General features: G+C 31.6%; 24 protein-coding genes and 3 tRNA genes. 12 read left to right on the top strand and 15 right to left on the bottom strand.

Translation table 11 applies throughout. From position 1 onward, the window contains the following. Nucleotides 1–132 precede the first annotated feature (132 nt). Nucleotides 133–633: a phosphoribosyltransferase family protein gene (locus FOF46_RS11600; protein ID WP_143916563.1), complete on the top strand. Its 501-nt coding sequence runs from the start codon at nucleotides 133–135 to the stop codon at nucleotides 631–633. Here the strand turns inward: FOF46_RS11600 and FOF46_RS11595 are convergent. Beyond that, nucleotides 625–1,146, bottom strand: a complete 522-nt coding sequence (locus tag FOF46_RS11595; protein WP_109438268.1) for a shikimate kinase — start codon at nucleotides 1,144–1,146, stop codon at nucleotides 625–627. The genes FOF46_RS11600 and FOF46_RS11595 overlap by 9 nt on opposite strands. Nucleotides 1,147–1,279: 133 nt before the next feature. Between FOF46_RS11595 and FOF46_RS11590 the strand changes: the two genes are divergently transcribed. The 3 genes from FOF46_RS11590 (at nucleotide 1,280) to FOF46_RS11580 (ending at nucleotide 1,655) form a co-directional block, all read left to right on the top strand. Further along, nucleotides 1,280–1,352, top strand: a tRNA-Lys gene (locus FOF46_RS11590). Nucleotides 1,353–1,432: 80 nt separating this feature from the next. Next, nucleotides 1,433–1,505 (top strand) — tRNA-Lys (locus tag FOF46_RS11585). A gap of 66 nt (nucleotides 1,506–1,571) precedes the next feature. Further along, nucleotides 1,572–1,655 (top strand) — tRNA-Leu (locus tag FOF46_RS11580). A gap of 71 nt (nucleotides 1,656–1,726) precedes the next feature. On the opposite strand, the gene FOF46_RS11575 is transcribed toward FOF46_RS11580, so the two are convergent. From FOF46_RS11575 to FOF46_RS11555, 5 genes are all read right to left on the bottom strand, one after another. Further along, the gene (locus FOF46_RS11575; protein ID WP_143916562.1) at nucleotides 1,727–1,981 is read right to left on the bottom strand and encodes a hypothetical protein; all 255 of its coding nucleotides are present in this window, start codon (nucleotides 1,979–1,981) and stop codon (nucleotides 1,727–1,729) included. A gap of 258 nt (nucleotides 1,982–2,239) precedes the next feature. After that, entirely contained in the window at nucleotides 2,240–3,427 is a 1,188-nt protein-coding gene (locus FOF46_RS11570; RefSeq protein WP_109438099.1) for a glycoside hydrolase family 130 protein, read from the bottom strand. 12 nt (nucleotides 3,428–3,439) lie between these two features. Further along, on the bottom strand, nucleotides 3,440–4,834 hold the full coding sequence (locus tag FOF46_RS11565) for an MFS transporter (protein ID WP_167571808.1): 1,395 nt from the start codon (nucleotides 4,832–4,834) through the stop codon (nucleotides 3,440–3,442). A 38-nt stretch (nucleotides 4,835–4,872) separates the two neighbouring features. Next, nucleotides 4,873–5,943: a glycoside hydrolase family 26 protein gene (locus tag FOF46_RS11560; RefSeq protein ID WP_167571807.1), complete on the bottom strand. Its 1,071-nt coding sequence runs from the start codon at nucleotides 5,941–5,943 to the stop codon at nucleotides 4,873–4,875. A gap of 309 nt (nucleotides 5,944–6,252) precedes the next feature. Further along, a complete protein-coding gene (locus tag FOF46_RS11555; RefSeq protein WP_109438096.1) occupies nucleotides 6,253–7,431 on the bottom strand; it encodes an AGE family epimerase/isomerase in 1,179 nt (392 codons plus the stop codon). Nucleotides 7,432–7,590: 159 nt separating this feature from the next. Here FOF46_RS11555 and FOF46_RS11550 point away from each other — a divergent pair, with 159 nt between their 5' ends. Beyond that, on the top strand, nucleotides 7,591–8,472 hold the full coding sequence (locus tag FOF46_RS11550; RefSeq protein WP_109438095.1) for a helix-turn-helix domain-containing protein: 882 nt from the start codon (nucleotides 7,591–7,593) through the stop codon (nucleotides 8,470–8,472). A 34-nt stretch (nucleotides 8,473–8,506) separates the two neighbouring features. Here FOF46_RS11550 and FOF46_RS11545 read toward each other — a convergent pair whose 3' ends face one another. From FOF46_RS11545 to FOF46_RS11525, 5 genes are all read right to left on the bottom strand, one after another. Next, nucleotides 8,507–9,241, bottom strand: a complete 735-nt coding sequence (locus tag FOF46_RS11545; protein WP_109438094.1) for a LytR/AlgR family response regulator transcription factor — start codon at nucleotides 9,239–9,241, stop codon at nucleotides 8,507–8,509. A gap of 1 nt (nucleotide 9,242) precedes the next feature. Beyond that, nucleotides 9,243–10,274, bottom strand: coding sequence for a sensor histidine kinase (locus tag FOF46_RS11540; RefSeq protein WP_143916559.1), 1,032 nt, complete (start codon nucleotides 10,272–10,274; stop codon nucleotides 9,243–9,245). A gap of 21 nt (nucleotides 10,275–10,295) precedes the next feature. Beyond that, nucleotides 10,296–10,646, bottom strand: a complete 351-nt coding sequence (locus tag FOF46_RS11535) for a DUF4907 domain-containing protein (RefSeq protein ID WP_109438092.1) — start codon at nucleotides 10,644–10,646, stop codon at nucleotides 10,296–10,298. 64 nt (nucleotides 10,647–10,710) lie between these two features. Further along, nucleotides 10,711–11,724, bottom strand: a complete 1,014-nt coding sequence (locus tag FOF46_RS11530) for a Kelch repeat-containing protein (RefSeq protein ID WP_244299608.1) — start codon at nucleotides 11,722–11,724, stop codon at nucleotides 10,711–10,713. A gap of 3 nt (nucleotides 11,725–11,727) precedes the next feature. Further along, a complete protein-coding gene (locus tag FOF46_RS11525) occupies nucleotides 11,728–12,612 on the bottom strand; it encodes a DUF6268 family outer membrane beta-barrel protein (RefSeq protein ID WP_143916558.1) in 885 nt (294 codons plus the stop codon). A gap of 223 nt (nucleotides 12,613–12,835) precedes the next feature. Here FOF46_RS11525 and FOF46_RS11520 point away from each other — a divergent pair, with 223 nt between their 5' ends. Next, nucleotides 12,836–14,155, top strand: a complete 1,320-nt coding sequence (locus FOF46_RS11520) for a DUF4270 family protein (RefSeq protein WP_143916557.1) — start codon at nucleotides 12,836–12,838, stop codon at nucleotides 14,153–14,155. After that, nucleotides 14,148–15,389 carry a BamG family beta-barrel-assembly machinery protein gene (gene bamG, locus FOF46_RS11515; protein WP_143916556.1) on the top strand — a complete coding sequence of 414 codons (1,242 nt, stop codon included), beginning with the start codon at nucleotides 14,148–14,150 and terminating at the stop codon, nucleotides 15,387–15,389. The genes FOF46_RS11520 and bamG overlap by 8 nt, the downstream gene beginning before the upstream one ends. Nucleotides 15,390–15,965: 576 nt before the next feature. Here bamG and FOF46_RS11510 read toward each other — a convergent pair. Together FOF46_RS11510 and FOF46_RS11505 are read right to left on the bottom strand one after the other, a co-directional pair. After that, entirely contained in the window at nucleotides 15,966–19,238 is a 3,273-nt protein-coding gene (locus FOF46_RS11510; RefSeq protein WP_244299607.1) for a TonB-dependent receptor, read from the bottom strand. 164 nt (nucleotides 19,239–19,402) lie between these two features. Beyond that, nucleotides 19,403–20,575 (bottom strand): FecR family protein, encoded by a 1,173-nt coding sequence (locus tag FOF46_RS11505; protein ID WP_167571806.1) that lies wholly within the window; start codon nucleotides 20,573–20,575, stop codon nucleotides 19,403–19,405. 88 nt (nucleotides 20,576–20,663) lie between these two features. Here FOF46_RS11505 and FOF46_RS11500 point away from each other — a divergent pair, with 88 nt between their 5' ends. From FOF46_RS11500 to FOF46_RS11480, 5 genes are all read left to right on the top strand, one after another. After that, nucleotides 20,664–21,221, top strand: coding sequence for an RNA polymerase sigma factor (locus tag FOF46_RS11500; protein ID WP_109438086.1), 558 nt, complete (start codon nucleotides 20,664–20,666; stop codon nucleotides 21,219–21,221). A gap of 198 nt (nucleotides 21,222–21,419) precedes the next feature. Then, on the top strand, nucleotides 21,420–22,316 hold the full coding sequence (locus FOF46_RS11495; RefSeq protein WP_109438085.1) for a MerR family transcriptional regulator: 897 nt from the start codon (nucleotides 21,420–21,422) through the stop codon (nucleotides 22,314–22,316). 25 nt (nucleotides 22,317–22,341) lie between these two features. Further along, nucleotides 22,342–23,835, top strand: a complete 1,494-nt coding sequence (locus tag FOF46_RS11490; RefSeq protein WP_143916554.1) for a phytoene desaturase family protein — start codon at nucleotides 22,342–22,344, stop codon at nucleotides 23,833–23,835. 35 nt (nucleotides 23,836–23,870) lie between these two features. Next, a complete protein-coding gene (locus FOF46_RS11485) occupies nucleotides 23,871–24,710 on the top strand; it encodes a phytoene/squalene synthase family protein (RefSeq protein ID WP_109438083.1) in 840 nt (279 codons plus the stop codon). 21 nt (nucleotides 24,711–24,731) lie between these two features. Next, on the top strand, nucleotides 24,732–25,187 hold the full coding sequence (locus tag FOF46_RS11480; protein ID WP_370444677.1) for a sterol desaturase family protein: 456 nt from the start codon (nucleotides 24,732–24,734) through the stop codon (nucleotides 25,185–25,187). Between the two features lie 21 nt (nucleotides 25,188–25,208). On the opposite strand, the gene FOF46_RS11475 is transcribed toward FOF46_RS11480, so the two are convergent. Both FOF46_RS11475 and FOF46_RS11470 read right to left on the bottom strand, forming a co-directional pair. Next, nucleotides 25,209–25,880 carry a hypothetical protein gene (locus FOF46_RS11475; protein ID WP_143916553.1) on the bottom strand — a complete coding sequence of 224 codons (672 nt, stop codon included), beginning with the start codon at nucleotides 25,878–25,880 and terminating at the stop codon, nucleotides 25,209–25,211. 15 nt (nucleotides 25,881–25,895) lie between these two features. Continuing rightward, nucleotides 25,896–26,309 (bottom strand): hypothetical protein, encoded by a 414-nt coding sequence (locus tag FOF46_RS11470; RefSeq protein ID WP_109438081.1) that lies wholly within the window; start codon nucleotides 26,307–26,309, stop codon nucleotides 25,896–25,898. Between the last annotated feature and the right edge of the window lie 140 nt (nucleotides 26,310–26,449).

The following is a 26,449-nucleotide window of genomic DNA, read 5'->3' as shown; positions in this document are numbered from 1 at the left end:
GTAAAAGTTTCTAAAATTCGCAAAACCGTTAGAATTTGATAGATTGCATCAAGGTTAACAAACTCTTTTTTATATTTGAAAATCTTTAATCGTCTACCTGTTATTCTATAATAGTGACTAATGAATCTAAGTATGCAAACAGACCACAATATAATCCTTACGCACGAGCAAATACAACATAAAATAAAACGAATTGCATATCAAATCTACGAAACTAATGTAGACGAAAAAGAAATCATAATTGCAGGAATTGCAGAAAACGGATACGTTTTTGCACAGAGATTAAAAGAGACATTAGAAGATATTTCAAACATCCAGGTCACATTATGCACAGTCACAATGGATAAAAAATCTCCTCAAAATACTGTAAAGACATCGTTAAACTCTTCTGAATATAAAAACAAGTCTTTAATTCTTGCTGATGATGTTCTTAATTCGGGAACAGCTCTTATCTATGGTGTAAAACACTTTTTAGATGTTCCTTTAGTTAGGTTTAAAACCGCGGTTTTAGTAAACAGAAATCACAAGAAATATCCTATCAAGGCAGATTTTAAAGGTATTTCTTTATCCACTTCATTACATGAGCATGTCATAGTACAATTTGGAGGAGAAGATCGTGCATATCTAAAATAACGCAGAAATACTTTCTTCACTTATTTGATTTGCATCTTTTTGATCTGTAACCACCTTATAATCGGCTTGATTATAGTAGAAGGATCTTTCGAAAAGATGTTTACGAACAAAATCTTTAAGTTCATCGATCGTTGTGATATGAGCAATTAGTGGTCTTTTATTCCGTTCTGCAAATAATCTTTTTGTCAGTTCATCCAATGATGTTTGTAAGTAAATACTTTTTGTATTTTCATTTTCTTTCACAATTTCAAGATTTCCCGCAAAACAAGGTGTACCTCCGCCAAGTGAAATTACACTATCAGTATGCTTATCTAAGACCTCTTTTAGGTATAATGATTCCTTTTTTCTGAAATATATCTCGCCGTGATCTTCAAAAATTTTTGAAATTGTTTTTTTTTCTTGATTTTCTATATATTCATCCAAATCAAGGTATTCTAATTTCATTTTTTTTGCCAAGTCTCTGCCTACCAAGGATTTTCCGCTCCCCATATACCCAATTAAAACTATACTCATATCATAAAAATTAAGTTGATATTGCTCAAAAGAAATATCATTTAAAATAAAATGCAAATTTATATCAATTTCTTCTTGAAAAATAAATTAATGATAGTATATTTGCACCCGCATTCAAGGAAAAAGAATGTATGACCTGGTAGCTCAGTTGGTAGAGCATCTCCCTTTTAAGGAGAGGGTCCTGGGTTCGAGCCCCAGCCCGGTCACTAAGAAATAGATACTAATTATTTTATATATAGTATTATCTATTTAGTTCTTAAAATATTTTGATAAATAAATTATCTATGACCTGGTAGCTCAGTTGGTAGAGCATCTCCCTTTTAAGGAGAGGGTCCTGGGTTCGAGCCCCAGCCCGGTCACTAAAAAGTATCGTAGTTTCTACGATACTTTTTTAGTTTTATGTTATATTGTAGTGTTAATTTATTGCCCAGGTGCTGGAATTGGTAGACAGGCATGGTTGAGGGCCATGTGTCCATTAGGGCGTGCGGGTTCGACTCCCGCTCTGGGCACTATTTCAAAAATGAACTATAATTAATAGCTAAAACGGAGTAGTAAGAAATCTTGAAATAGGAATAAGTAGCTAGCTCTTCTTTGACCACTTAGAACCTCTTCTTTCAAATTCTAAAGTATTAAATTTAATATATCGGGTTAATCTAAAAGCTTCTAAAAAAATATATTCGAGAGCATTTTTTTCTTTTGGCTGTTGCCAACCATTTAATTTAAAGACCCCATCATCAATGACTAATATATTTTTACGATGGTCAACAATTTTCAAATAGCCTTTTTTCATTGCTTCTCGCACGTACTCTACTATTAAATTTTCATCAATCTTCATTAGCCGTTGAGTTTAAATAAAATTTCAAAAACTTTATTGAATTTTAAAAAATAGAGACTAATATATATAAAATCTTCAATTTTTAATTGCAAATATCTACAAATCTATCAATTCGGTTAAATTCAGACTACTATAATCAATTTTAAACTTATCAAAATTTATTACTTTTTACAATCACAATTCGGTTTTTTCAAATAGATAGTAATTGTATCCTTTATGCTAAACTCTGGAATCAAAACTCACGTATAAATCATCTCTTTATCGATAATGTTGATTTTGTTCTATAAGTTTAAAAATAGAATTTACTGATCCTATACTACTATAAGAATCTTCTGGAGTATTTTTACAATAATCAATCAATTTATCTATAGAAGAGACTGCTACATGCATACGAACATCAGAAGAGGCATAGTAAATAAAGACTGTTCCATCCTCATCTTTGATCCAACCATTTGAAAATAATACATTACCTACATCACCAATAATCTCCTTATCATTAGGTGCCATAAAATATCCTCCAGGCTGATATTTTATTTTTGTAATATCTTCTAATTCGGTCATAAACACATACAGCACATATCTTAGACCTGCAGCAGTATTACGTACTCCATGAGCCATATGCAACCAACCTTCTTTTGTTTTTAAAGGTGCTGGACCTAAACCATTTTTTAGCTCATATATGGTATGAAACTTTTTATTAAAAATGACTTTCTCTTCTTTGATAATAGCTTTGCTCATTGATTCAGCATATCCTATTCCTATTCCTCCTCCAGATCCTGTTTCAATAAAACCATCCTGTGGCCTTGTATATAAGCAATATTTTCCGTTTACAAATTCGGGATGCAACACCACATTTCGTTGTTGATTTGATGGTGTTACTAAATCCGGGAGTCGTTCCCAATGCAATAAATCTTTAGTTCTTGCAATTCCTGCATTTGCAATAGCACTAGAAACATCTCCCAAAGGAGCTTTAGGATCTTTTCGTTCTGTACAAAAAACCCCATAAACCCATCCATCTTCATGAGGTATTAAACGCATATCATACACATTAGTATCCGGATCTCCTGTTTCGGGCATATGAATGGGCTTTTCCCAAAATCGAAAATTATCGATTCCATTTGGGCTTTCTGCAATAGCAAAAAAGGATTTTCGATCATACCCCTCTACTCTTACACATAAAACATACCCATCATTCCATTTAATTGCACCTGCATTAAAAGTCGCATTAACCCCAATACGCTCTTGTCTCCATGGGTTAGTTTTTATATTTAAGTCATATCTCCAATGTAACGGAACATGATCAGCGGTTATTATAGGGTATTCATATCTCTGATAAATTCCGTTATTTTCTGTTATTGGATTATTCCTTGTATTTAGTAAATTTTCGTGTTCTTTAAATAATTCCTCAAACCCTTTTACTGGAGGTAGCTGTATTTCGTTCGACATATCATATTAATATTAAAGTTCTTTTTCTCTTCTTTCTGTTAATTCCTTATTAATCTGTAGCACAAATTGATCATCAAGCTTGTAAAAATAGATGAAGATCGCAGAGCCAATTGCTCCAATTGCGGGAATAAAACTAAGCATCATTCGAATTCCAACTTTTGCATCTTCGGTTTGAACGGCATTAGCTTCGAATCCATAGTACGCCAACATCCAACCTGTGAGAGCACCTCCCAGAGTCCATCCCATTTTTTGAGACATCGAAGAAGATGAAAAAATTAATCCCGTCGCCCTTCTTCCTGTTTTCCATTCTGAAAAATCAGCTATATCTGCATACATAGACCACAACAATGGAAAAATAATTCCTGCACATATACTAATCAAAAACTGAAAAATAAATATGAGTTCTATGTTGCTTTCTTTAAACCAAAAGAAAATACAACTTAGTATTGTAGCCAAAATCATAGCGAATAAAAATGTATCTTTTTTACCAATTCTGCTTGAAACCGGCTTAGCCAATACAACACCGATAATATTTGCTATTTGCCCAAGTACCAGATACAAAGTGCTATATGTTATGTCAACATTTATAACAGGAAGATGGAAAGCATCTTGATTTTCAAAATAATATTTAAAATAATATATCGTAGAACCATCTCTAAGTGAATTGAAAATCAAAGAACATACTCCCGCTCCCAAAAGAATAAACCAAGGTTTATTTTTGGCTAGATCCTTCAAGTCTGAGGTAAGGGATATTTTTTGTCCTTTAGGAGGACTAATTCTTTCCCTGGTAAAGGAAAATGTAAAATAAAAAAGTAATGCAGCAATAATTCCGAATATAATTACAGCATATTGCCATCCTTTTGCAGCATCTTCTATCCCTGAATCAGTTTTACTAAATATACTTACTAATGGCTCTGCAAAAGCAAGAACCAAAATACTTCCTGCAAAGGCAAAAACAAATCTATACGTTGCTAATGAAGTTCTTTCTTTAATATTAGAAGTCATTACTCCTAATAATGATGCATAAGGTACATTTACAGTTGTATACACAATCATCATAAGTGTATATGTGATATAAGCATATATCAATTTTTGAGGAGTCTCAAGATCTGGAGTTGTAAAAGTAAGTATACCTATTATTGCAAACGGAATAGCCATCCAGAGGAGATAAGGTCTAAATTTACCCCATTTGGTATTTGTTCTATCTGCTATAATTCCCATTATAGGATCATTTACACCATCAAATATTCTTGTAACCAAGAACATAGTCCCTACCATTGCAGCAGAAATCCCAAAGACATCGGTGTAGAAGAATAACAAATACATTGAAAAGAGTTTCCAAAACATAGATGAGGCGAAATCGCCAAACCCATACCCCACTTTTTCTTTGAGTTTTAATTGCTGCATTATTAAGTTTTTATTGAATATTATTTTCGATATTTAATCTATTTTATTTTCTGTATTTCATCCAAAAAAAGAACGTGCGGTAAGTTTTTAAAATTTAAAAAATCTTTACTAGTCTCCTGTCCTTTATAAGGTACATAAAAATGATTCATCCATGCGTTTCTCCAGAATAATGCCCAAGCAATTCCTGAATCCGAAACACTTTTATCCAAAACCTTTGTCCACCACTGCGGTACTCCTTTTAGCATACTAAATCCTGTTTCTGAAAGAGCAAATGGTTTATCTTTTTCTGCACCTACCTTTTTCAATACAGCAATATCTCTTTTTAACGTATTCATATACTCTGCTTCTGTACCATATTGATATATATCCACTCCTAACATATCTACATATTCATCACCTGGGTAATATTTTAGGAATTCACTTTCGGTGTTCAATGTGTTTGGAGAGTATAAATACAATAAATTATGAACTTTATATTCATCCTTAAGAATGTAAACAGTCTCTCGCCATAGGCGTTTATACTCTTCTTCTGTACAGCTTGCTGCACCCCACCAAAACCAATCTCCGTTCATTTCATGAAAAGGTCGAAAAACAATAGGAACTTGCGGCCCAATAAATTTTTTAAGTCCATTCATAAAATTAGCTACTCTTTTTAACCAATTTTTATATTTATCATGCAATATTCCTCCTCTAAGAATTTGCTTTACTGTAGATGTAGTATCCCAACTACTCTTATTAGATAAAGGATTATCTGGATGCCAGCTTATGGTGACTATACCTCCACTCTTATGTGCTTTTTTGATTAATTTTTTCATTAATTTAAAATTAACCGTATCCAAATTATGTTCATGATCTAACTCTATATGACCAATGTCAAAACCATAAACTGCAGGATACTGACCAGAAACCTCCTGAACATCACTTTTATACATCGTTCCGTCATTTTTCCATCCTATACCATAAGCAGTTGCATCCTGATGACCAAAAGCATATCCTAGTTTAGAAATTTCTTTAATTCTATGATATAAATATTTTGTTTGTTGTTTGGCTTTAATATCTACTAAAAAAGCTTCTTTTTTCATCAAATCAGAAGTAGGCTTACAAGACATGAGAAATAATGAATAGATAAAAATGAAAACTAAATTATTTCTTAGTAATGAAAAATCTACATTTACTAAAAACCCATTACTACTTAAACACAAAGTCAGAATTTTTTTTAACATCATTAAATTCATTATTTTGAATAATTGACAACAATATTTAAAAATCTATAAAATATTCTTATCAAAATCGATGTCACAAAAGTAATTTCAGAACAAATACAGATGTAATACTATTTTATCATTTACTATACAGATTCAACGAAATAAACTCCATTTAGGTTGATTTTTGAGTTAGAAAAGAAAACACGGGTTTATTTATTTTATAATTTGGATACATGCTCTACTATTATGATATGGGCATTTCCACATTCCGACTTTTTCATGTTGGGGGTTATATTTTCCATTTTTATCTACCAACCAATGCCATTCACCATACTTATGGTCAATAATGTATGTATTGGTAAATTTCCATATTTTAAATGCAATATCGAGATACTTGTCTTTTTTAGTAATTCTATATGCGTTGTATAATCCAACAATAGCTTCTGCCTGTGGCCACCAATGTCTGTCTGTATCTATATTTCCTGTGGTAATATCTATTTCGTTCATCACTCCATCTTTATCATCAATAGCTTCATTAACAAAGGTATTTACAACTAGAATAGCAATATTTTCTATTTTTTCAAGTAATTCTTCATTATTCAATGTTTTCGCTGCTTCAACCAATAACCAAGAGGTTTCTATATCATGCCCATAAGAGTAAATTGAACTTTTTAAATTCCAGTGTTCATCAAAAAATAAATTAAAATGTCCATCATGACTAAGTAATTTATCAGTAAATATTTGCAATAAGTTCTGCAAAGCCATTTGCACTTTTTTGATGGGGTAAATCTTATATAATGTAGTATAAGCTTCTAAAATATGAAGATGGGTATTCATTGTTTTGGCCGCATTATCATCTTTTTTGCTTAAACGCATATCTTCTATGGTATTCCAATTTTGATTAAACGCTTCGATATAACCACCATACTTAGTATCTAAAGCTATATTTTCTATGGTTTCAAAAATTTCTATAGCCCAAGATTTTGCTTCTTCATTTTTTGAAAAAAGATAGTATTCAGAAAGTGCATAAATTGTAAATGCCTGTGCATAGATTTGTTTTCGTTTATTTATTGGTACGCCTTTATAATCAACTTCCCAAAATACTCCTCCTTCTTCATTATCTCTAAAAAAATCTTTGAGATAAGAAAAGCTTCTTTCACACAGATCAGCATATCTATTGTCTTTATAGAAATTAGAAGCTGCCGAGAATGTCCATAATATTCTAGAATTAAGAATAATCCCTTTATTCATTTTAGTTTTCTTAATATCAGGATAATCTATATGACCAATAAAACCTCCATACTTATTATCTATTGTATTATTTTTCCAATAGTTAAGTATACTTTCTAATTCTGTTGTAAGATGTTTTTTTAGATTTCCTAATATATCCATTTGCTTAACTTTACCTCTGATCGAACATCATTTTCAGGCAAATGTTACATTTTGCGCTAAGGGTACATAGTTCGATCAATTTTATATTTTTACAAAAGTAGTGTTGTATTAATTGAAGATTTAGCACTATTTTGTCAATTTGTAAGCTAATTCTAAAAAATGAAGCTTTTAGAGCAAAATATACATAGAGAAATTACTCCTTTAACTTCTAAAGACTGTTTTCTTGTTTTTGACAGGGTAAAAGATGATTTTGATTTCCCTATACATTTTCATCCAGAATTCGAGCTTAATTTTATACATAATGGCAAAGGAGTACGTCGTATTATAGGGGATCATATGATGGAGATCGACAATATCGAATTGGTTCTGGTAGGGCCAAACCTTTTTCATGGCTGGACATTACATAATTGTACTCAAAAGAATATTCATGAAATCACCATTCAGTTTCACAATGATTTACTTCAAGATCAACTTTTAAGCAGATCAATAATGAAACCCATTAAGGATATGTTCGAACGCTCATCGCATGGTATCCTTTTTTCAAAATCTACAGCTGAAGAGATATATCCTAAAATTAAAAATCTTTCCACGCTTCAAGGGTTAGAGTATTTCCTCTCTTTTATTTCTATTTTACATTTCCTGGCAATATCGAATGGGCAACAAAAGCTTTCAATTTACTCTCCTACGACAGAAGAATTTCATAATAGTGATAAGATCAAAATCGTATATAATTATTTGCAAGAAAATTTTCATACCAAAATAAAGGTTCAGGATATGGCTTCTATGTTAAATATGACTGAAGTATCCTTTAGCCGGTTTATCAAAAAAAGAACAGGTAAAACATTTATTGAATACCTAAATGATGTTAGAGTGGGATTTGCCTCACAATGGTTACTTGAAAAAAAAGTTTCTATTTCTGAAATTGCTTATGGTTGTGGTTTTAATAACGTTTCTAATTTTAATCGTGTTTTTAAAGCACATAAAGGATGTACTCCTACTGAATACAAAAAAGATTTTGAAGGAATAAAACGTGTTCTTTAGACACCAAAAGTAGTCACACTCTATTTACCTATAACTACACTCCTATCCTTTTTAGAAAATCTGTTTTATAACTATCGCCAATAGGAATTCTTACATTATCAATAATAACTTTGCTTCGCTGAATTGCATCAATACTTCTGATATTAACAACATAGGATCTATGTACTCTTAAAAACTGATCATCTGGTAATTTTGTTTGTAAATCTTTAAACGTCATTAGGGTAAGTATTGGTTTTTCCTCTAAAACATGAATCTTTAAATAATCCTTCAATCCTTGAATATATTTAATGCCTTTTAGTTTGATCTTTACTGTACCGTAATCACATTTTACAAAAACAAACTGATCTATATGAGACATGGCAGTCGAACTAGCATCAGACATAGAAATCTTTAATGATTTTTTATTTCTTTTTTTGAGTTCATAAATTTCTTTTGCCCTATTTACTGCTTTTACAAATCTTGGGAAAGAAATTGGCTTTACCAGATAATCGACTGCATTAATCTCAAACCCTTCTAATGCATATTGAGAATACGCTGTAGTAAAAATAAAGAGAGGTTTATGGTCTAACGTTTTGATAAAATCAATTCCATTGATTTGAGGCATCTCTATGTCCAGAAAGACAAGATCCACGTGAGTATCATTCAAAAACGGAATAGCCTCTAATGCATTGGTAAATGCTCCTACAATTTCCAAAGTTCCAATATCCTCACAATACGATCTAATAATTCCCAAAGCCAATGGTTCATCATCTATTATTATACATCTCATATCATTCAAGAATTAGGGTTAAATCTACTATGTAACGATTATTCTCTTCTCTAATATCAAGAGTATGTAAATCTGGATATAGAAGTTCTAATCGATTTTTAATATTAGTTAAACCAACTCCAGAATTATCTATATTCTTTCTATACACTCCTATGATATTACTTACGTTAAACGTGAGTCTATTTTCTATCACTTCTATTTTTATAAGTATATCAGTTACTCCTTTAAAATCAGTACCATATTTAAATGCATTTTCTATAAAGGATATCAATAACAGTGGATATATATTTTTCTTTTCATATTCTCCTCGTATTGACAATTTTACATCTTCACTATTCGAAAGACGTAATCTTTGCAGGGAAACATAATTTTTAATATACTCAATTTCTTTAATTAAAGGCACAATCTCCTGATTGGCTTCATAGAGCATATATCGCATTAGTTCTGACAACGTTAATACTGCTTCTGGGGCATCATTAGATTTATTACGAACTAAAGAATATACACTGTTTAAAGAATTAAAAAGAAAATGCGGATTTAATTGTGCTTTTAAGAACTGAAGCTCAGTTTCTGCACGATGCGCTTCGGTTTCTTTGGTCATTTTATCTCTTTTATAAAAGTCCCTCATTAGACAGAAGATTCCTCCCAAAAGAAAAAAAGCAAAGAAAAAAACACCTCGTATGGTGTGTTTTAAATGTCCTGCTCTTGGAAATTCATTACCATATTGAATAATACTGTCAAATCTACCTAGAGGAAAATGTTTAGGAATATAGTTACTAACTATAAAATTAAATATGAGCAAAAATCCTATTGAACTAATAATATAGAATACAATTTTCTTTTTTAAAAGAAGTTTTGGCGCTAGTATAGAGTAATTAGCATAAAACACAATTGGATTAAAGAAAACCTGTGTAAAGAAACCCGGTCGTATTGTCCCAACTTGAATAAGAGAAATTCCCAAAGGGAATGATAATAGACAAACCCAAGAGATAACATGAACCCAAATCTCTTTAATTCTAAAAGTCTTTTTCAAAATCTTTGTTTTTATACATAACTAATTTTTAAAATCTATGTTACAACTATCCAATTCTGCTTTGGTTATATATGGTAAAATTCTACATTCTAGCTTATCAACCACTAGAAGAGCTATTTTTTGAGCATCTTTTTTAGATTTAAAATATTGATTTCCCAAAGCTCCGGGTATATTTTTTTGTTGTATAAACAAACGACTATCCTTGTATATCTCATAATACCACCCGTTGTCATCAGAGAGCTCCTTTACCTTAACCCTATAATATTTAGAATATAAATCGGGATTTGTTTTTCTTTCGAGAAAATAATTTCCCGCTAATACGCCGAATACTATAATTTCAAAAATCAATAAATAAGTTAATGTTCTTTTCATTTCTCTTGAAAAAAAGGTTTAGGAGCTGACTGACAAACAAACAAATGAATACACAATCAATCAATTAATCATCATCGTTTTCTTCTTGTAGAGGAAAGAACTCCCAATTATCATCTAGATATAAATTAGAACTTCTTCCCAGAGCTACAAATGCTTTTGTCCCATTATAAAATGTTATTGCATCTTGTCTTGAAGCTCCTTCAAATAATGTTTTTTCATCCCAAAAATCTGTTACCGGGTTGTATTCCCAAATAGATGTTGTAACTCCACCACTAACACTTCCACCTGCCAAATATCCTTTATCCCCAATACTAAATCCAACTGCGCTACTACGTTTAACATCATAATCATCTGTATCAAGATCTCCTAAAGGACTCCATACTTCTGTAGTAGTGTCAAAAACCCAAAAATCATCCTGATCTAATCCATTAGAAATTCCGGTTCCCATATATACTTTATCGCCTATACTAAATGTGGTGGCTTCTCTTCTTTTATCACCTCCAAAGCCTACTAATTCTTCCCATGTATCTGTTTCTGGAGAGTATTTCCAAAAATCTTTTCTATCATTATCTCCATCAAAACCTGTCCCAACATATCCTGTGGTTTCAGAATTAAATGCTATGGCTGCACGTCTTGGAAGTCCTTTAAATTCAGCAATTGGATTCCAACTATTTGTTGAGGGATTATATCTATAAAAATCTCCTAATTCGTTATCTCCATCAAAACCAGATCCTACAAACCCCTGATTACCAACAGAAAAAGCTACAGCAGAACTACGAGCGCTTCCTGAGAAATCTGCTAATTGACTCCAAAAATTACCTGTCATGTCATAGGACCAAAAATCATTTAAATAGTCATCTCCATCATAACCAGTACCCATATACCCTTTATCTCCAATTGTAAATGCTACTGCGCTACTTCTTGGTGTTCCGTCAAAAACTGAGCTATCTACCCAATTTCCTAATCTACTATCATCATCATCACTAGAGCAGCTTAGCATACAAAGAGTAATGAAGAAGTATAATACAGTTTTAGCTTCTTTACTTACGAATTGCATTAGTTTGTCATTTGTTTTCATTTTTTATTTGTTTAAATTAAATTTTAACCCCATAGATATAAACACAGTGTTATCTATCTCAAAATCATATATTTCTTTATTTTCTTTATCCAGGATTTTTAATTGATTCCATGGAGAATACCCTATTCTGATTACAGTAGTCCAATTAGGTTGTATTCTATAGTTATATTCTACACTAGTATCCAGCGCATTGTATTGCAATTTAGTATCTGTTAAATTCCCTAAATCTTTAAAGTTCATTGTGGAAGATATATTTCCAAAGAGCCCTTTAAAACTTGCGGATATAGAAACTTTATGCCGTAAATCAAAACTGTAATTAAGCTTTGTTTGAGGTATACCCAAGTTATAACTCCACTGTGTATTTATCATTTTCTGATATGAGATCACAGGAATAAATTGAGGTTTACCAAATGCAGTACCGAAGCTGATTCCAAAAGTCAATACGGATGACTTGGTTTCATTATCCCAACTTTTTGAGACCGTAGCCGCAGAACTCATTATTAAGTCTTCACTGCTCAAACTCCCCTCTAAATTGGATGATAATGACGGAGAAAACAGTACAGTAGCAAACCATGAATTATTTATAGAATACCTATAAAACAACCGTGTCTTTATGGTATGTATAGTTTCATACGATTGGGTATCAAAATCTATGGCAGCATTATTAAACATAAAATTGTAGGAGTCATATGATGCCCCAAAGCCCAAAACACTTTTATTGAATTTCTTTCCAAAATTTAGATTCGCAGTATATTTTTCTATACCAACCTCTCCTAAACCGGGAATAACAGTATATTCAAATCCCGCAACCTCCATATCAGGATTTTGCGCCCACAAGACATTCCCTACTCCAAATACCAAAACAATGTATTTTAAACAACGTTGCATTATTAATTTTTGATAAAAGTATTTAGGCAGTCTTACGGAAGAAAAAAAAATATACCGAGATTAGAACTCTATAGACAGAATTGTATTTTTTATCTACCAATCTATAGATATATGTTTCGTCTCTAAAAAACACATATCTGTCTATACATATTATGAATAGGTATAATATAGTTTCAGATTAGAAGCTTCTCTATTTCATTTGTTAGAGAAATTAATAGTCTAAATGAAATTTTTACCATTTTTATTGTGTTGTGGCATTTTAACAATAGCCTGTTCTGAAGAAGAAGATATACCTACATTAGAAGTAGGTCAAGATTTTACTAGCTCAAATGTTAGAGTAATATCTATAGATACATTTACAGTAGAATTATCTACATACAAAATAGATAGTATAACTACATCATCACCAAGTCGAATTTTGGTAGGTCGGTATATCGATGAGATATTTGGCATCACTATAGCAAAAAGCTATATGGAACTCACACCCGAAAGTTATTCTATTCCCAATGACGCCAAATTAGATAGTATTGCATTAATCCTTAATTATGACAACTATTTTTACAATGACACCTTAAAAACATCATCTATTAATGTACACTTATTAAAAGATGAAGTAAGACCCGAAGATGATGTATTTTATAATACAAGCACAATACCGCATGAAGAGGCTCCAATTGCAACAAAAAATTATAAACCCGAACCGATACGTGAGGATTCTCTTCATATTTCGATTCCGATAGATATTGGCCAGACGTTATTTGACAAAATACAAGAAGGGGATATAAATGATAAAGAGGAGTTGCGTAATGAGCTAAAAGGTTTTGCATTACTACCTGGCGAATTAGACAACTCCTCAATAATTGGCTTTTCAACAGATAATACTGTAACCTATCTTAGATTTTTCTATACACTCGAAGACTCTGAGTTCGAAGATGATGAACAAACTTTTGACTTGGGTATAAATGTAAGCGAATCATTCCCTACCTATTTTAATAATATTCAAAGCAACACAGATGGAACCTTTTTTACTACACTTACCGATCAAGAAATAAACCTCTCATCTACAGAATCTAATAACCGAAGCTATATCCAAGCTGGAGTTGGAATTATCACAAAAATTCAATTTCCTACGATAAAAAAAATTCAAGAAATTCCAGGTACCGGTACAATAGTGGATGCAACACTACGAATAAAATCACCTCTACAGGTTTATAGCAATATTCTTCCGATACGTGATTCTCTTTTTGTCAACAACATTGACCAAAATAACAACATAGGAAATCAATTAGCCAATGGAACAAACAATGTGTTTGCTACAATCGATGAAAGTGATAAAGAATTTAATGAAATCGTGTATGAAATTCCTATTGGTGTTTATTTAGAAAGTGAAATATCAGAAGCTCCAGAAATTGATAATGGCATTGCTATTTTTCCTCAAAATTTTAATGATACGGTAAACCGAATTGTACTAGAAGGAGAAAACAGTACCGATTTTGAAGCTCAATTAATTATCACCTATGCGATATATGGTAAAGATGAATAAACATTTAAGCATCCTCTTAATTTTCTGGTCAACACATTGTATGTTTGCTCAAACCAATAACCTTACAGGGTCTCCTTATTCTCTCTTTGGTTTAGGTGTTCAATCGAACTCCAACATTGGAAAAAATAACGCATTAGGAAGAGGTGGTATAGCTCTCGAAAGCAATCATCTAATTAATATTTATAATCCAGCTTCTTTCGCTTCAATTCCTAAACAAAGTTTTTTACTCGATATTGGTTTTTTAGGAGAACTAAATGAAGTTTCGAACAGTAGTAAAGATGAATTAAGATTAGCTGCTAATTTCTCTAATCTGGCTTTTGCTTTTAGTGTAAGTGATCGTTCTGGGCTGGGCATATCTATCATTCCGTTTACAGATGTGGGATATTCATTAGTTGGCATAAGGAGTAATATCGAGGGATCTCAAAACGAATTTGTTAGTAACATAACAGGATCTGGAGGGCTTAGTGATTTAAAACTGAACTATGGCTACCAGCTCTTTGACAACTTCAGAATTGGCCTTACCACTTCATATTTATTTGGATCTATTAAGGAAACAGAAAATGTTGTAATCGGAGAAGCTTTCCTGAATATTACTGAAGAGAATTTTTATAACGGATTTAGATTTGGTTTCGGGTTTCAGTATGATATCAATGACACCTATACAATTGGCTTTACAACTGATCTACCAACATCATTAAATGGTTCGCAAGATCGATTTGTAACTAAAACTTTAGATTTTGTTGCCACTGATGAGGAAAGTGAAAAAGGACTAGATATTTCTAATTTCAAATTACCTTTAGAAATTGGTTTTGGCGTACGTGCAAAACCTATGAATGGTTTAACTTTAAATATTGACTATAAAAGAAATTTATGGAGTACTACCGATCAAAGAGATGAAATAGGAAAATTTGTGGATCAATCCATTATTAGTCTTGGAGCACAATATCGTGCAAGAGAGAGAGGTCTTAAATATTGGCAAAACGTAGAATTTAGAGCGGGAATCAATTATGATTCTGGATATCTAAAAGTAAATACCGAAGTTATCGATAATTACAGTTTTAGTGCAGGAATAGGATTTCCAATAAGTAGAAGTGGTAATTCTATGCTCAATATATCTTTTACCTCTGGGCAAAGAGGTAGTGTAGAAGGTATTCTGATAGAGGAAAAATTCAACCTCATTAATATCAACTTAAGCCTTAAGGATATTTGGTTTAAAAAAATAAAATTTAATTAGAACACTTTCTTTAGTATTTTCAAAAAAACAGAAACCTTTATTTATTGAACTTAATTCTATTCGCTACTAATCTGGTTATACTCATTATAGCATCAAAACAATCATATTCATCATAAAAAAAACTCTACGTGTCATTACATAAAATTACGTATCCCCACGTATTTACAACAATAAAGCCTCTAATTACCTTTGCATCACCAAGTTATTTAAAACTTAAGAATTTTAATTCAATATCAGATATTAAAAAAAATACATTATGAATCCATTTAAAACCAAAATCAGATTCAATTTCAAAGCTGTACTAGAATTTTTATCAAGTCTCCCAGGAGCTTGCAGTCATGCCATTCACAGATAATTCATTAAAAAAAATCGGTATTTATCTTCTTAACTATTAAAACCATCAACTATGAAAACTGTTCTAAAAATTGACAGCTATTTTGTTGCTAAACTTTGTCTTTTATTCAGCGCAGCATCACTTTTGGCTATTGTAATGATGTTATAAAAAAACAGGCAGGGACAAATGACGATCCTTGCCTGTTTTTGCAAACAAAACTAAATTAACAATATCAATTCTAGCTATAAACTAAAATTAACTCTTGCGAATAAAAATCTTCCAGTATATCCAAATTGTGATGTCCTTCTAGAGTACACAAATTGATCACCTGCTGTCCCTCCAGCTCGGTTTTCATCTGGATATACGTCTAATAAATTATTGGCTCCTATTGTAATATTCAAATTTTCAAAGATCGTGGTAGAAAAAGAAAGGTCTGTAACTACTTTTCCTCCATAAACGGCATCATCGCTTACTGTAGTTCCTTCTACTCGTGGATCTCCGTTAAAATCATCAGGATCGGTAACTTCTCCAAAGAATACATTTCTCAACAGTATATTATACTTACCTATAGATAAAGCATTGGTAAGACTCACCTTGGTTCTTGGTTGTGCTAATGTTAAAAAAGCCTCTTCCTGAGCATCAAAAAAGTTACCACTTTCGCCAGCATTGGCTATTCTTTCAGGCACTCGAATCTCTTCAACTTCTGTTTCTGCAAAAGTACCAGAGAGGTCATTCCTCAATGTTGCATTTGATCCAATATCGAGCTTATGTGAGATTACAACATCAATCCCCTGTGATTTTGTATCAATTGCATTTACAAAGAAACGAGCACTCGTCGCTCCTGCATCTTGAAATATTCTTGTAAGTTCAGGATCTCCTCCATTTCCAAAACTACCACTATACACAATTCTATCATCAATATTGATCAAATATGCATCTGCGGTAATTGTAAAATTTTGAATTTTTGCAGTGACACCAACACTATAACTATCAGAAGTTTCTTCTTTTAATTCTGCAATTCCGATAAGAGCTGCCGCTCTACTATCATTAGTAAAAGTACCTTGTTCAAAAGGTTGGTTATCCACAAAAACAGTACTTGTTCTACTAAAGAATTGTTGATGTAATGATGGCGCCCTAAATCCTGTACTATTTGCTCCCCGAACAGAAAAATTCTCTGTTATTTTATAGCGAGTAGCTAATTTATAATTAAACGTATCTCCAAAGTCAGAAAAGTTTTCATATCTGGCTGCTAAACTTACTAACCATTTCTCTGTAAAATCAGCTTCGAGATCTATATACCCTGCAATACTATTTCTATATTTATCGGTTTCGTTATTTGGATCATACCCTCTAAATACTTGTGACCCTCCACCAAGTGGAGCTCCAGTAAAATTATTACGAACTAATTCTGCATCAGTAGTAATACTAGTTACGGGGTTCCCATTAACATCATAACTAGTATAAGAAGCTTCTTCTCCCGCTGTGATGGTATAATTTTCAACTTTATATTCTGCACCCATTGCCACGTTAAGTCCACTAAAAATATCCTCATGAAATTTTGTAATATCCAAATTCGTGGTATTTTGCATAAAGCTTAATGCACCGGCATCAAAAGTTCTGGGTGTTGCCACTCCCAAGGTTCCATTACTCGAATTACCAACGGTGATATCAAAAATATTAATACCATAAGTATTTGAAAAATCTATATTCCAATCCTTAATTTTACCTTTGATTCCTAATGCGATTGATTTATCAACAATATCGGTTCCTATACTAGGTAAAAAACCATTAGGAAAAGCAGGAGTATTTGCTCTACCATCTCCTTGTGCTGGTCTTCGATAAAATCCAGAAGCTAATCCTTGTCGATAACTAATTCCCCCAAAGCTATATAACTCTGTATCTTCACTAAGCGGAATTGACATATTTGCAAAGAATTTACCTTCTCTTAATTTGGCCGTTCCTACTTTAAATCTAAAATCTTCACGAGTTAACCCACGGGCTGTTAATTCATTATTATCAAGAGCTCTTGCAGCGACTTCATCTTCATCAAAACTAACATCCAATAAACCCCTTAAGGTTCCTACGTCTGTTGTATTGTTGACATCTAACGCTGCTATTTGGTCTCTAGTAGCTTGATCAAGATAGGTTATCCCTTGTGCTGCTGTTTGGTAATCTGCTAATGTCATTTCTGCCACATTTCCTCCACCTGCTGCAAAAACTCGTTCTGCTCCATGATATCCTCTAAAAATATTCCCATCATAATCGCGATTACGTAATGAAGGTTCTCTTGTGGACAAAGATCCCGTAAAATTTATAAAGCCTCCATTTTCTCCTATGGCTAAACCATAATTAGCTTCTAATTTTACTTTTTCACCATCACTCCCTCCTTCAAACTGATTAGAATTTTCACTAAAATTAGCTCCTGTAGTAACGGTAAGATCTAATTTCCCGGTTGCTTTTTTCAATACGATATTAATCACACCTGCTATAGCATCCGAACCATATTGTGCTGCAGCTCCATCACGTAGCACTTCTATTCGTCTAATAGCAGCAGTAGGAATTGCATTCATATCTGTTCCCACACTACCAGCTCCAACAGTACCATTTACATTAACCAAAGAAGTATTATGTCTTCTTTTTCCATTGATTAATACCAAAACCTGATCTGGTCCCAGACCTCGTAGAGATGCAGGATCTATATGATCTGTTCCGTCAGAAACAGTTTGAGTCTGAGAAGTAAAAGAAGGAGCAACATAATTTAAGATTTCGTTTACAGAAGTCTGCGGGCCTTGTGATGCAATTTCTGTAATATCGATAACATCAATAGCTACTGCAGTCTCTGTAGCTGTACGACTAGGGTTTCTAGAACCAACTATTACAACATCATCTAATTGTGCTGATGCATCTTTTAAAGTTACCGATATAAAGTCTTTACCTTCTGCATCTACTTCTGTAGTCTCAAAACCAATATAAGAAATCACCAAAATATTGTTCTCTTCTGGTAAATTGATAACAAAGTTACCTTCAAAATCTGTTTGCGCCCCAGTTGACGTTCCTTTTACCAGTACGTTTGCTCCTGGTAGGGGACTTCCATTAGAATCTTTTACATTTCCTTTAATCTCTCGTTGAACCTCCGTTTTATTTTCAAGTAATGGAGTTTTTTTCAATACAACTTGTTTACCAATAATGGTATAAGAAATATCTGTATGGTCAAACAAGAGTTGCAAAACATTATCTAAGGTTTCTCGATCAACTCGTATGGTCGTCTTTTTTTTAAGGTTTATTTCATCATTAATATAGAAAAATTTGTAAGATGTCTGATTTTTAATAGCTTCAAGAACTTCTGATATTGGAGTTTCTTTAAAGTCTAGTTCTATTTTACCTTGCGAAAAGCCAGATGTAGCCATCATCTGAAAGATAGAAAAACAAAATAAGACTAGTGTGAGTTTCATTTTTAATGCAATTGATTGGTGTGCTATGTGTGAAAATAGCGCACGATTACCCTTTTTTTTCATATTTTTGAAAAGTTTGATTGTTAAGTACTCAGTTATATAATAATCGAATCAGTAAGGGAAGTGTAGCAGCACTTCCTTTTTTTTACTGATAAATTGTAATCATTTTGTGTTTACATAAGCAATGAGGTTTTTATTGTTTTTAATATTACTAATGAATCTTGCCATTAGTTTTCTGGATGTATTAAAATTTTATTTTGATCTATTTCATAAGTAAATTTTAAAGTTCCTGAAAATGTTTTTAGGATTTCTTCAATATTTTCTATGTCAAATTCTCCTGTAAAATTTGTGTTATTTAATTTTCTATTCTGACTAATTATAGTAACATTATACGCTCGTTCGATTCTTTTATATGCTTCTGCAAAAGATTCATTTTGTAGAATAATCTTCCTATCCATCCATGAAGTATATAACATGGTGTTTACTTTCTTTTTATCTAAAACATTCTTTTCTTTACTATAAATAGCCTGATAACTTGGAGAGAGTTTTAATGAACCTGTATTTTCACTCTGATCATTTACAACTACTGCACCTTCTACCAAAGTGGTCTTTACTGTTGTATCCTCTGCATAAGAAGACACATTGAATTGTGTACCTAACACTTCTACATCCACAGTAGATGTTTTTACAACAAAAGGTTGTTTTTTATTCGTAGTGACATCAAAAAATGCTTCTCCTTCGAGGTAAACGGTTCTATGTTTTTCAGATGCAATAAAATGTTGTGGAAATTTTAGAGTACTAGCCGCATTCAACCAGACTTTTGTCCCATCAGACAGTGTTAGTTGAAAAAGCTTTCCTTTCGGAATGGAGATTTCCATATACTTAGTCTCAGTTGTAGCCTCATTTGGCTGCACTATAAATTGATGTTGATCTTTTTTCCCTATTAAATTTCCACTTGCGTTTGTTATATCTGTTTTATCATCAAAACTCATTAAGGTTATAGTACCTTCTTCATCCGTTATTTTGATCTTATCCATTGATGATGTACTTGACTCTACAATATCAATATTTGTCTTATGAGTAAACCTGTCTAGTGTAGTATAATAGTATCCTGCTAAAATTACTCCTCCTAAAATTGCAGCATATTTTATAATCTTAATCCATGGTCTAAATACAATTTCTTCTTTAGCCTTTTCATCTATAGTTTGCTTAAAACGCATATAAGCATCATTTGAATCTACCGGGATATCTTTTTGTTTAGCATACCATTCTTTTATTTTTTGTCTGAAAAGTATCTTATGATTTTCTTCTTCAGCAAGCCATTTTTGTAAAGTTTTTTTCTCTGAAGCTGAGATACTACCTTCAAGATATCTTTCAATTATTGTTAAATAATTATCCATTCTTTGCATTTTCTAATTAAAAGATGCAGAAAAACCACAAATCCCTTACTTTATTTTATTTTTTTTAATTTAGTCTACGATTTTCATAATGAATACTAATACACGTGACATAGAAAAGTTACTGATTCAAGGGCTTACAAAAGGGGATCAGCATAGCTATAGAATATTATTTGATAGATATTATTCGTGGCTTTATAACTATGTATATAAACTATCTCACGATTCTTCATTATCAGAAGACCTTGTGCAAAATGTTCTACTCAGACTTTGGGAAAAAAAGTCTTCATTAAACATTACTACTTCTTTAAAAAACTATCTTTTTAGAGCTTGTCATAATGAATTCTTGATGCATTTAAGAAAAAAGAAGAAAGAATATGATGCTTTGGATACGTTAAAGTGGGAAGTAATATTTGATACATACAATGAGATAGAAGAAAGTCAATTAGACACAGATTGGTCCAAACTTGAAAAAGCTATTGAAAAGCTCCCAAAAAAATGTAGAGAAGTATTTAAGTTAAGTCGATTAGAACAAAAAAAACATAAAGAAATTGCTGTTATTTTGGGAATTTCTACCAAAACTGTCGAAGTTCATATTAGTAAAGCGTTGCGCTTTCTAAAAACTAATGTTTCTATTTTTTTCTTATAAACAATTCAAAATCAAAATTTTAATTTCATTTTTAAAAAAATTAAGTTTTATTAAACTTTAGTATTAGATACCATCAAGAAAACGCAGTTATTACCATAATAGAATCTTTTTTTAACAATTATCTTAATTATTTTAACAAATAATGGAAAAATAAGTGTTTTCTTTTGCTTAAGTTTGTTTAACTATTTTTGAAAAAAGGTGAACAACGTTAAACAAATTTTTAGTATTAAGGACTTAGAAAATCTTTGTGGTGTAAAAGCTCACACCATAAGAATATGGGAAAAACGCTATAACCTACTTTCTCCTAATCGTACTGAAACTAATATAAGGACTTACAACCTAAAGAGTCTTCAAAAGCTACTTAATGTTACCTATTTGGTTAATAGTGGATACAAAATATCCAGAATCTCTAAACTGGATGAACAACAAATTAATGAATATGTTAGAAGTATTGTATCCGATAACAGTACTAAAAATCAAGCGATAAATTCCTTTAAGATTGCAATGCTTAATTATGATCTTGAATTATTTTTAGGAACCTACGAACAACTTGAAAGTAAGAGAAATTTCAGGCAAATATTTGTAGATGTTTTCATACCGCTTCTCAAAGAGATAGGATTATTATGGCAAACGAATACTATTAGTCCTTCGCATGAACATTTTATCACTAATTTGATTAAACAAAAATTGTTATTAAACATAGAAAAACTTCAATATTCTAAACCAACAAAACAAGATAAAGCATTTGTATTATTTCTTCCCGAGAATGAAATACATGAATTGGGGTTATTATATGTAAATTATGAGATTTTATTACATGGGTACAAAGCGATATATCTCGGGCCAAGTATTCCTTTAGATAGTTTACCTAATATGCTTTCTTTTCATGAAGAAACTATATTTGTATCCTATTTTACTATAAAACCTGAAAAAGATAATATTTCTAGTTATGTAGATGATTTTAACAAAATTGTCTGTACAGAAAAAGCAAATGAACTTTGGATGCTAGGTAAGCAGATTATGCATATTGATAAAAGTAATGTGCAAAATCATCGTTATTTCAATACAATTAGTGCATTAATTTCCGAACTTTAAAAAGTAAACATCCATTTCTCTAGTTATGTCAAAAAAAATAACGATCATTGGTTCTGGCTTCTCTTCTCTTTCTGCTTCGTGTTACCTCGCGCAACTAGGATATGAGGTTACTATTTATGAAAAAAACTCTACTATTGGAGGGAGAGCAAGACAATTAAAAAAGGAGGGATTCACATTTGATATTGGCCCTTCTTGGTATTGGATGCCCGACGTATTTGAGAGTTTTTTCAATGATTTTAATACAACTGCTTCTAACTTTTACACTCTTGATAAACTAAACCCAGCATACAAAGTATTTTTTGAAAACAAAGAAAGTATTGCGATAGAAGACACGTTAGACAAAATATATACAGCCTTTGAGAATGAAGAAAAAGGGAGTTCTACTAAATTGAAAAAATTTATCGCTACTGCTCAAAACAATTATGAGATAGCCATAAAAAATCTGGTTTATAGACCTGGGGTCTCTCCATTAGAATTAGTAACTAAAGAAACCATCCAAAGGATAGGTCAGTTTTTCAGCACAATTTCTAAAGAGGTTCGTAAAGATTTCAAAAACCCAAAACTAATTCAAATACTCGAATTTCCAGTCCTGTTTCTGGGAGCCAAACCAAGCGATACTCCTGCATTTTATAGTTTCATGAATTATGCAGATTTTGGATTAGGAACATGGCACCCAAGAGGAGGTATGTATGAAGTAATACTTGGAATGGGAAAATTAGCGCAATCTCTGGGTGTTAAAATTCATACGGATTCTAATGTCAAAAAAATTGTCGTTGAAAACGGGAAAGCTAATGGTATTGTAGTAAATGATAAAAAGATCGATGCCGATATTGTATTATGTGGCGCAGATTATCACCATGGAGAAACATTATTAAATATAGAACATCGACAGTATTCTGAAAAATATTGGGACAAAAAAACCTTTGCTCCTTCTTCCTTATTATTTTATGTAGGCTTTGATAAGAAATTAAAAAACATAAATCATCATAACTTATTTTTTGATACTGATTTTGATAAACACGCAAAAGATATATATGATTCTCCTAAATGGCCTGATCAACCTCTATTTTATGCTAATTTCACCTCATTAACAGATGCTAAATCTGCTCCAGAAGGTAATGAAAATGGTTTTTTTCTTATTCCATTAGCTCCAGGTATAGAAGATACAGATGAATTAAGAGAACAGTATTTTGATAAAATTATTACCCGTTTCGAAGCTTTAACAGAACAAAATGTTAAAAATAATATTATCTTTAAAGAGTCCTTTTGTGTAAAAGACTTTATTAAAGAATATAATTCGTATAAAGGAAATGCATATGGAATGGCGAATACACTTTTACAAACTGCTTTCCTTAGACCCAAATTGAAAAGTAAAAAAGTAAAAGATTTATTCTTCACAGGACAGCTTACCGTTCCTGGCCCTGGGGTGCCACCATCACTAATTTCTGGTAAGCTAGTAGCAGGATTAATTGAAGCCGAATATCAACAACATAAAGAACTAGAACTAATCACAACATAAACCATCTCAACAACTCTTAACTAAACTCAATCCATATGAAAGCAATTTTTGATACAGTATCCTATAGTTGTAGTAAAATTGTCACCAATTCATACAGTACTTCATTTTCGCTAGCATCAAAAATGTTATCAGATTCTATACGACAAGACATATACAATATTTATGGTTTTGTAAGGTTTGCAGATGAAATTGTAGACACATTTCATGATTATGACAAAGAAAAATTATTTAATGATTTTGAAGAAGAAATGTATAAAGCAATTGAAAATAGAATTAGCTTAAACCCTATTCTTAATGCTTTTCAAAAAACTGTACATCAATACAATATTAATCCCGAACTTTATGAAGCCTTTATGAAAAGCATGAGACTAGATCTTCATAAGACCAAATACCTAACGGATTTAGAATATAAAGAATATATTTACGGATCTGCAGATGTGGTTGGATTGATGTGTTTGAAGGTTTTTGTTAATGGAGACCAGAATAAGTATGACGGACTCAAAGAAAGTGCAATGCATTTAGGATCTGCATTTCAAAAAGTTAACTTTTTACGGGACCTTAAAGCCGACTACGAAAATTTGGAAAGAACTTATTTCCCTAATACTGATCTTAACAGGTTAGATGAAGATTCAAAACTTAGGATTATAAAAGAGATAGAAGACGATTTTGAAAAAGGTCTTAAAGGAATTTTAAAACTTCCTGTCGAAGCAAAGTTTGGGGTATATACTGCATTTATTTATTATCGTAAATTGTTAAAAAAACTTAAAAAAACTCCTTCTCTGGAAATAAAAAATGCTCGCATACGAGTCCCAAATTACCAAAAATTTGGTTTATTAGCCAAATCATATTTTGACTATAGATTAAATCTAATTTAACCGTATTTTTGTACAAATCTTATGCTTGTGAAAATCTTTATTCAAATATTAGTTTTTCTAGCCGCATTTTCTATTATGGAGTTTATGGCTTGGTTTACTCATAAATATGTAATGCATGGTTTTTTATGGTCTTTGCATAGAGATCATCATCATAAAGATCATGGTAGCTGGTGGGAACGCAATGATTTATTCTTTGTGTTTTATGCAGTAGTCAGTATGTCTTGTATTTTATTTCATGATTCCCTCACATTTTGGGTAGGAAGACCGATAGGTCTAGGGATTTTGGCATATGGTATTGCATATTTTGTGGTTCATGATATTTTTATTCATCAACGTTTTAAGCTATTGAGAAATGCAAATAATTGGTACGCAAAAGGTGTTAGAAGAGCTCATAAAATGCATCATAAAAATATTGGCAAAGAAAAAGGAGAATGCTTTGGAATGCTGGTAGTTCCATTTAAATATTTCAAAAAATAACCTTAGAACTCAAAACCTACCTTACAAAACATTTAAGATCATAGCGGTTACTTCTTTAGCAGGCATTTCTGGGAGATTAATGTTTGTGAATGGAAAATGGATTTCAATAGTTTTATAATTTTGAATAACTTTTAAAGAATCATCATCTATAAAAGTGATTGAGTCATATGAGGCTTTCCAGCTTATAAGAGCATCTTCTTCTTCTAATATATTCACCATTATATGCTGAAGTTGTTCTGTAAGTTGCAAAACTCTATTTAACTCATATCCATTGGTTGGAAGTATTATTTTTGGAGCACCTATTTTCAAACCATAAGTATCCTGAAGAACGTCTGAAAATCTTCGTAATGCTTTTTTAACTTGTAATTTTCCTGAGGTATCATAAATTTTGTCAAAGACAGTACCTTTAGACAAAATATTGAGAACATTCTGGCTTTCTATAAACTCAAGAGATTCAATCTTATCAATTGTAATATGTAATATATTTTCGGTTATTATATCCTCAGGACTAACAATTTGTAACAGAAGTATTACGTCTTTATCTTTTCCTTCCACTTTCACTACAATTCCCTTATAAGTCTTCCCTGAAGAAGTTACTATAATTACTAATGTAGATTCTTCTTTCTCTGCCAAATATGATAAAAGTTCCTGTTTATAATAAACAGGAACTTTTTTAATTTTGTTTTTTAACATATCAACATTTCTATATTATAATTGAGATTCTAAAATCTCAACAAGAGCAGAGGTACGCTCATCAACATTACCCACATTCGAATAGCTTGAGTGATCTACTGTAAGTACACCATCTACAAAAGCATAACATCTATTAGCACTATAAATGTCATTATCATCTTTTATTACTATTTTCACTAATGTTTCCTGAAGTGCCTCTTTACCCATATCATCTGCGGTAATTTCATTAAATGCATTTATAATTGGTGTAAAATAAACTTTTGTGAATGACTCCTCCCATATATGAGAATATTGACCGTTAGAGGATAAACTATCCCAATTTATATCAAATTCAATCTCACTTCCCATCAATGAATTTATTTCATTCACTAAAGAAACATATTCACCTTCTTGATATGCTTTTACAATTCTTCTTTCTGCTAATCCCATAATTAATCTTAATTAACCCGTTGTGCATTTAGAAAAAGTTGCGCAAACTGCTAAAAGGCAGTAAATTGTAGTTACGACACTATAATTCATATGCACAACTTTCAAGCAAATTACGATAAAATACTCAAGGTTTTAAAAGG

Source organism: Aquimarina algiphila (assembly GCF_007489275.1).
GTDB classification, from domain to species: domain Bacteria; phylum Bacteroidota; class Bacteroidia; order Flavobacteriales; family Flavobacteriaceae; genus Aquimarina; species Aquimarina algiphila.
Note: the sequence above shows the minus strand (reverse complement) of the source record. Positions and strands in the feature narration are given on the sequence as shown.

What these genes read in the sequence shown, in the direction of transcription:
- FOF46_RS11475 (WP_143916553.1), bottom strand. Translation starts at nt 25,880, where the DNA reads ATGTTAAAAAACAAAATTAAAAAAGTTCCTGTTTATTATAAACAGGAA.
- FOF46_RS11485 (WP_109438083.1), top strand. Translation starts at nt 23,871, where the DNA reads ATGAAAGCAATTTTTGATACAGTATCCTATAGTTGTAGTAAAATTGTC.
- FOF46_RS11600 (WP_143916563.1), top strand. Translation starts at nt 133, where the DNA reads ATGCAAACAGACCACAATATAATCCTTACGCACGAGCAAATACAACAT.
- FOF46_RS11570 (WP_109438099.1), bottom strand. Translation starts at nt 3,427, where the DNA reads ATGTCGAACGAAATACAGCTACCTCCAGTAAAAGGGTTTGAGGAATTA.
- FOF46_RS11545 (WP_109438094.1), bottom strand. Translation starts at nt 9,241, where the DNA reads ATGAGATGTATAATAATAGATGATGAACCATTGGCTTTGGGAATTATT.
- FOF46_RS11550 (WP_109438095.1), top strand. Translation starts at nt 7,591, where the DNA reads ATGAAGCTTTTAGAGCAAAATATACATAGAGAAATTACTCCTTTAACT.
- FOF46_RS11510 (WP_244299607.1), bottom strand. Translation starts at nt 19,238, where the DNA reads ATGAAAAAAAAGGGTAATCGTGCGCTATTTTCACACATAGCACACCAA.
- FOF46_RS11490 (WP_143916554.1), top strand. Translation starts at nt 22,342, where the DNA reads ATGTCAAAAAAAATAACGATCATTGGTTCTGGCTTCTCTTCTCTTTCT.
- FOF46_RS11505 (WP_167571806.1), bottom strand. Translation starts at nt 20,575, where the DNA reads ATGGATAATTATTTAACAATAATTGAAAGATATCTTGAAGGTAGTATC.
- FOF46_RS11480 (WP_370444677.1), top strand. Translation starts at nt 24,732, where the DNA reads ATGCTTGTGAAAATCTTTATTCAAATATTAGTTTTTCTAGCCGCATTT.
- FOF46_RS11565 (WP_167571808.1), bottom strand. Translation starts at nt 4,834, where the DNA reads ATGCAGCAATTAAAACTCAAAGAAAAAGTGGGGTATGGGTTTGGCGAT.
- FOF46_RS11470 (WP_109438081.1), bottom strand. Translation starts at nt 26,309, where the DNA reads ATGGGATTAGCAGAAAGAAGAATTGTAAAAGCATATCAAGAAGGTGAA.
- FOF46_RS11555 (WP_109438096.1), bottom strand. Translation starts at nt 7,431, where the DNA reads ATGGATATATTAGGAAATCTAAAAAAACATCTTACAACAGAATTAGAA.
- FOF46_RS11530 (WP_244299608.1), bottom strand. Translation starts at nt 11,724, where the DNA reads ATGAAAACAAATGACAAACTAATGCAATTCGTAAGTAAAGAAGCTAAA.
- FOF46_RS11520 (WP_143916557.1), top strand. Translation starts at nt 12,836, where the DNA reads ATGAAATTTTTACCATTTTTATTGTGTTGTGGCATTTTAACAATAGCC.
- bamG (WP_143916556.1), top strand. Translation starts at nt 14,148, where the DNA reads ATGAATAAACATTTAAGCATCCTCTTAATTTTCTGGTCAACACATTGT.
- FOF46_RS11535 (WP_109438092.1), bottom strand. Translation starts at nt 10,646, where the DNA reads ATGAAAAGAACATTAACTTATTTATTGATTTTTGAAATTATAGTATTC.
- FOF46_RS11575 (WP_143916562.1), bottom strand. Translation starts at nt 1,981, where the DNA reads ATGAAGATTGATGAAAATTTAATAGTAGAGTACGTGCGAGAAGCAATG.
- FOF46_RS11560 (WP_167571807.1), bottom strand. Translation starts at nt 5,943, where the DNA reads ATGTCTTGTAAGCCTACTTCTGATTTGATGAAAAAAGAAGCTTTTTTA.
- FOF46_RS11595 (WP_109438268.1), bottom strand. Translation starts at nt 1,146, where the DNA reads ATGAGTATAGTTTTAATTGGGTATATGGGGAGCGGAAAATCCTTGGTA.
- FOF46_RS11500 (WP_109438086.1), top strand. Translation starts at nt 20,664, where the DNA reads ATGAATACTAATACACGTGACATAGAAAAGTTACTGATTCAAGGGCTT.
- FOF46_RS11525 (WP_143916558.1), bottom strand. Translation starts at nt 12,612, where the DNA reads ATGCAACGTTGTTTAAAATACATTGTTTTGGTATTTGGAGTAGGGAAT.